This is a genomic window from Archangium sp. (genome assembly GCF_036389735.1).
Classification (GTDB): Bacteria; Myxococcota; Myxococcia; order Myxococcales; family Myxococcaceae; genus Archangium.
Genome location: NZ_DASVWK010000286.1, coordinates 1 through 4,921 on the forward strand (window position 1 = coordinate 1; position 4,921 = coordinate 4,921).

Annotated in this window: 4 protein-coding genes and 1 pseudogene; 1 reads left to right on the forward strand and 4 read right to left on the reverse strand. The window is 65.3% G+C overall.

Translation table 11 applies throughout. The annotated features are described in order from the left end of the window. Positions 1 to 9: 9 nt before the first annotated feature. The gene (locus VF794_RS10130; RefSeq protein WP_331109179.1) at positions 10 to 867 is read right to left on the reverse strand and encodes a hypothetical protein; all 858 of its coding nucleotides are present in this window, start codon (positions 865 to 867) and stop codon (positions 10 to 12) included. 134 nt (positions 868 to 1,001) lie between these two features. Beyond that, on the reverse strand, positions 1,002 to 2,039 hold the full coding sequence (locus VF794_RS10135) for a hypothetical protein (protein WP_331109181.1): 1,038 nt from the start codon (positions 2,037 to 2,039) through the stop codon (positions 1,002 to 1,004). 658 nt (positions 2,040 to 2,697) lie between these two features. On the opposite strand from VF794_RS10135, the gene VF794_RS10140 reads away from it, so the two are divergent. Beyond that, positions 2,698 to 3,285: a Uma2 family endonuclease gene (locus tag VF794_RS10140; RefSeq protein ID WP_331109183.1), complete on the forward strand. Its 588-nt coding sequence runs from the start codon at positions 2,698 to 2,700 to the stop codon at positions 3,283 to 3,285. A gap of 26 nt (positions 3,286 to 3,311) precedes the next feature. Here VF794_RS10140 and VF794_RS10145 read toward each other — a convergent pair. Further along, positions 3,312 to 3,605: pseudogene (locus VF794_RS10145) on the reverse strand (M4 family metallopeptidase); the annotation flags it as partial. Then, complete coding sequence (locus VF794_RS10150; RefSeq protein ID WP_331109185.1) at positions 3,559 to 4,761, reverse strand: ISAzo13 family transposase; 1,203 nt, start codon at positions 4,759 to 4,761, stop codon at positions 3,559 to 3,561. The gene VF794_RS10150 and the pseudogene VF794_RS10145, both read right to left, overlap by 47 nt. Positions 4,762 to 4,921: the final 160 nt, after the last annotated feature.

The following is a 4,921-nucleotide window of genomic DNA, read 5'->3' on the forward strand; positions in this document are numbered from 1 at the left end:
GGCTCCCTCTTAGAGACTCTCTCCACCTGGGGAGCGGCGCAACGTCTGGGCGACCCCGTCGAAGACGGCCGCGAACGTCGGATCCTCGGGACGCCGTGCTTCAAGGAACAAGGCATCCTCCGGCCGACCGACGAACTCGAGCATCGCCACGGCCTGGAGGGCACAGCGCAGGGACTTCGCCTCCACCAATGTTCGAGCCACGGCGCGCACGGTGGAGAGTACTTCGTCCGGAAGCGCCCGCAGGGCGTGCTCCTTGTGGAGGCGCAGGAGGATGAACAAACGCTCGCAGTAGTAGGATGCGTCTCCTCGCTGCTGCACGGCGATGGGGGCCTGGGCCTTGGCGGCGGAGATGAATGCTGGCAGCGCGACCGTCCATGCCAGGGGAAGCTCCTCTTCCAGCACCGTGAGCACCTCTGCCTTCTGCTCGACAGGTACTTCCGGGTCCTCGGCCCAGTCACGCAACGCCTCCGGAGACTCTTTCAACAGCAGGCTCAGTCCCCGCAGGGAAGCGGCAGCCGGCGGGGGAATTCGCCCGATTGCCTGCTGAACGGCGGGTCTCAGCGCCGGGTGACGTCTTCGCCAGAGTGCACGAGCCAGGGTGTTGACGTCCGCGGGGTCGACCTTTGGGCCTGCCAGCCGTTGAAGCCGACGCAGCAACCCCGCTCGCGCGGACGTGTCTTCGATACGCCCCAGGGCATCGGTGATGACTTCAATGACGGAGGCCGCATCGTAGTCCCCCCGCGCCTCCTCCACGGCGAGCCGCTGCTCCAAGCGCTTGACGCTGGCGGCTCCACCGGCTTCGCCCAGGCCGAAGGCGGCGGCTTGGCGCACCCGAGTGTCCTCGTCCTCCAACATGGCACCCAGCATGGCTTGCGCCTGCCGCGGGCCCACTCGCCGTACCCAATCGCGGATGCGTGCCTCATCCCCCTCGTGGAACGCTTCCACCAAGGCGTGCTTTGTCTGGGCTGTATCCATCTCTCGCTCCACGGCCACCTGCTGCGCTAGGGGTATGGGACGCCCGCGGGGACATGCCGTCTGATCAACGTGCCGTCGAGCAGATACAACTCATGAATGGCATCCGGGTCTGTTCTCTTCAGGGCCTCGAAAGCATCCAGCTCGCGCTTCATGTCCTTGGGGTTCGAGACGTAGTTGACGTTGTGTCGTAGGCCATCAGGGCGCACGGATGAGACATCCGGTTTACGAAAACGTGGGCTGGCGCGAGAATTCGTGTCGAAGAGCCGGGTGCCCTTTTCGTTCACTTGGGGCTGATTCTTCCTCATGCTGGTGTGTCCGGCCGCCTCCCGTGCCGCCAACTCGTGTTCAATGGCTTCGTTGTGGGGAGGATTCTGCCGGGTGTGGGGCTTGCCGTAGCGGGTGGAGAGTTTCTGGGCGCCGTTGGAGGTACTGCCCGAGGAGTTCGCCGCGCACAGGGCGAGGCCGGAGCAGGCGGTCATGCCCGCGGCTACGCCAGAGACGAGGAGGGAGCCGTCGGCCACCACCTGGGCGGTGGAGACGGACTGCGCCAGGGCGAGCCCCTCGGGCGTCAGAGAGGGCAACAGACGCCAGATTCCGCCCTCGGGCACTTGGGGAATGAGGCGGGCCACGCCCAAGGTGCCCACCGTCACCAGTACGCGCAGGTAGGTGCCGCCCATGGACCTGCCGAAGCGCGCGGCGGCGGCCTCCACCTGCTGGGGCGTGGAGGCGGCTTCAGACTCCTCGTACAGCCGCAGGCAGGAGAGGGCCAACTGCCCCACCTCCACCACGCCCACGGCGAGTGAGAGGCGCACGGTGAGCGCCGCGGCGAGGGCCTTGGAGAACAATGGTTCGGGCGCCAGCCAGGCAGAGAAGTAGACGACGATGGAGAGGCAGACACCGAGGACGAAGGCCGGGGAGGTGAAGAGTTCGATGGCGGCCTCGCGAATGCCCTCGGCCATGTAGCGGGTGGAGAGCTGGAGGGCGAGGAAGAGGCGGCTTGTCGCCAGGGACGCAGGGAGGGGCAGCAGAGGCGGGCCGAACTGGGAGATGAACTCCTCGCGCATACGCCGCTCCCAGGAGGAGGCAGACCCCTGGCCGGCGCGGTCCGCCCCAGGCGACTCCAACAGGTGAAGCCTGGCACGCGACTTGAGCCCGAGGGTGTGGAAGGCCGCGAGGAAGGGGCGCACCTCCGCGAGGCTGAGTGTCTCCTGTGGCGCGGGTGCCTGACCGGCGAGCCGTGCCCCTGAAAGAGCAGAGGAGCCCTGGATCGGCAAGGGCGTGCTCTCGGAACCAGAAGCGCGCGGCGACGCGCTGGCGGGAGCGGGGGACGCACGGGGGGCGCCATGCGGCGTGTGCCCTCGCGAGGTGGCGCAGGCGGCGGGCATCAGGAGCAGGCCCAAGGCGAGGACAAGATGCAGCGCGGAGGAGACGTTCCTCATGGCGCGGAAGCATGCCCCACCTGATCGTTCAGGACGAGGGGCGCCTCCTCGGGCTGTTTCGTCACGTCGTCATTCCAGCGGAGAATCCGCACGGTCACCCACTCGCTGGCCAAGGCCACCGGCGGCATCTACCCCGCCATCGAGTAGGACGCGCTCCGCGGGGGAAATCGGGCCGTGAGTGGCGCACGCCGTGACACCCTCCAGGGCGGGACCCTACCTCCTGTGTCAGACCTTCCGGTATGATGGGAAAGGTCTGGCGTGAAGGCCAGCGGGAGGAGTGGAGATGGGAAGGGGAAAGCGTCCAGCCACCTACGAAGACATCGAGGCGCTACCGCCGGGGTGGGTGGGGGAGATCATCGACGATGAGCTGTGGGCCTCTCCACGGCCTGCGTCGTGGCACGGGTGGGTGGCCTCGGTCCTCGGAATGAGGCTCGGAAGCCGCTTCGGAGTGGGGCAAGGAGGGCCGGGAGGTTGGTGGATCATTCACGAGCAGGAGCTGCACTTCGGCCGGCAGGTGCTGGTGCCGGATCTGGCGGGCTGGCGTCAGGATCGTGCACCCGGACTGCTCGAGCGGGAGGTGCCCTTCTTCGACCTGGCGCCCGATTGGGTCTGTGAGGTGCTGTCGCCCTCGACGGCCAGATTGGACCGGGGGCGAAAGCTGACCCTCTATCATCAGGAAGGCGTGAGCCACGCGTGGTTGGTGGACCCCAGAGCGCACACGCTGGAGGTGTATCGGCGTGGGGAGCAGGGCTGGCAACTCGTGGCCCGACACGGAGGCGACGAGGTGGTCCGGGCCGAGCCCTTCGACACGGAACCGCTCGAGTTGGGGCGGCTCTGGGCGCCCAGGCCCACTCCGGCGCCCGGGCCCTGATTTTCCCGGAGTTGGCTCGACTTCTTTGACAGGTCCGACGCGGCACTGAGGGTGGCCGCGCGCGCCCCCGCGTAGTTGGTGGATGAGGTCATGTTCACCGTGAGGGCGCGGTACCAGATCTTCCCGGCCTCGAGCCGGCCGATGCCCGCGTGCGACGAGCCCGCGTGCGACGAGTTGCGTGCGACGAGCCCACAGACGGTGTCAACGGGCTCGAAACGAGGGAAGCGAGCGAGAACGAGGCTCGGCGTGGACGGGTAAGGACCCTGGCGTAAATTAATTGACCAACTTCCTTGGAAATAATTCGTAATTCCACTCACCATGGAACTTGGACTTTTTCAGCGCCAGCCCCTTGATTTCTGCATTGGAAATCTTGCCCCCTGTTGGATAGCGCTTGCGGTCGAGCCTCGCCCTCACACGAAGTCCCGTTGCCGTATGCGTGCTTCCAATGAGATTCACTACCGTGGCGTAGCTGACAAGCGGGCGGCCTCGCCAGTTTTGGGTGATGTGGCAGAAGAGACGATGCTCGATCTTGTTCCATTTGCTTGTGCCTGGCGGAAAGTGGCAGACACCAATATGCAAGCCGGTTTCGTCGGCGAATCGCTGCAACTCGAGCTTCCATGCACGGGGACGGTAGCCGTTGCTGCCGCCCGCATCCGCCGTGATCAGCAACTCGGTAGCGTGCGGATAGGATTGCTGACCCATCGTCCTCCACCACTGGCGAATCGATGCTACCGCGAAGGCCGGTGTGTCGTGGTCCTGGCCGATGCTCACCCAGGCCTCATTGCGCGCCATGTCGTAGACACCGTACGGGATCGCCTTGCCGATTGCGTCATCAGGGAAGTCGTGCACCTGCACCTTCTCGGGCGTTTCCTTTGGCTGCCACTCCTGGCCCGCGTTCTTGAAGTCGCCCACCAACTCCTTCTTCTTGGTATCAACGGAGATGACCGGTTGGTTGCGCTGCTGGAAGTCCGTGGCCATGGCGTTGATGTGCTCGAACTGTGCATTCCTGTCGGGGTGCGACGTGCCTTCTCGGCTCTTGCGTACCGATTGGAGGCTATAGCCCAATTCGTGCAGGAGCTGGCCCACTGTCGTGGCGCTCACCGAGAATCCCTCTTTGCTCAGAGCAGCCGCCAGATGGGCTTTGCTCTTGCAAGTCCAATGCAGCGGCGACATCGGGTCTCCCCGCGTGTGGGGAGACACCAGCCGCTCAAGAGCCTTCTTCACTCCGGGTCGAGTCTTTTCAATTTTTGGACGGCCAGCTCCTGGTTGGCGCACACGCCCAGTCGCCGTCACGCCTTGCTCCAATTCTGCACGACCAGCACGAACCGTCGCGCGGGCCAGACCCGTAGCTGCCGAAACAATAGCGTCACCGCCATAGCCAATTGCGCGAGACTCCGCGGCAGCCCAGAGGCGGCGAGCGCGCTCGTCAAGCACTGGAGAGATGGCCTCGTACTTCGTCCGGATAATGGCTTCCAATGCTCCGTTTCGCTTCACAACAGGCGTAGATCACAACTCCAACAAGTTGGCAATATAATTTACGCCAGGGTCCTAACCGACCGCGCTTCAAGTCTTTCCGAGGACTTGGAACTGGCTCACAGGGTGCATACGGCCTGGCGGATCGCACGCAGGGGATGGG

Bases quoted from the DNA above. Each gene is read 5' to 3' on its own strand.
- VF794_RS10130 (WP_331109179.1), bottom strand. From the start codon at position 867: ATGCTGGGTGCCATGTTGGAGGACGAGGACACTCGGGTGCGCCAAGCC.
- VF794_RS10140 (WP_331109183.1), top strand. From the start codon at position 2,698: ATGGGAAGGGGAAAGCGTCCAGCCACCTACGAAGACATCGAGGCGCTA.
- VF794_RS10135 (WP_331109181.1), bottom strand. From the start codon at position 2,039: ATGCGCGAGGAGTTCATCTCCCAGTTCGGCCCGCCTCTGCTGCCCCTC.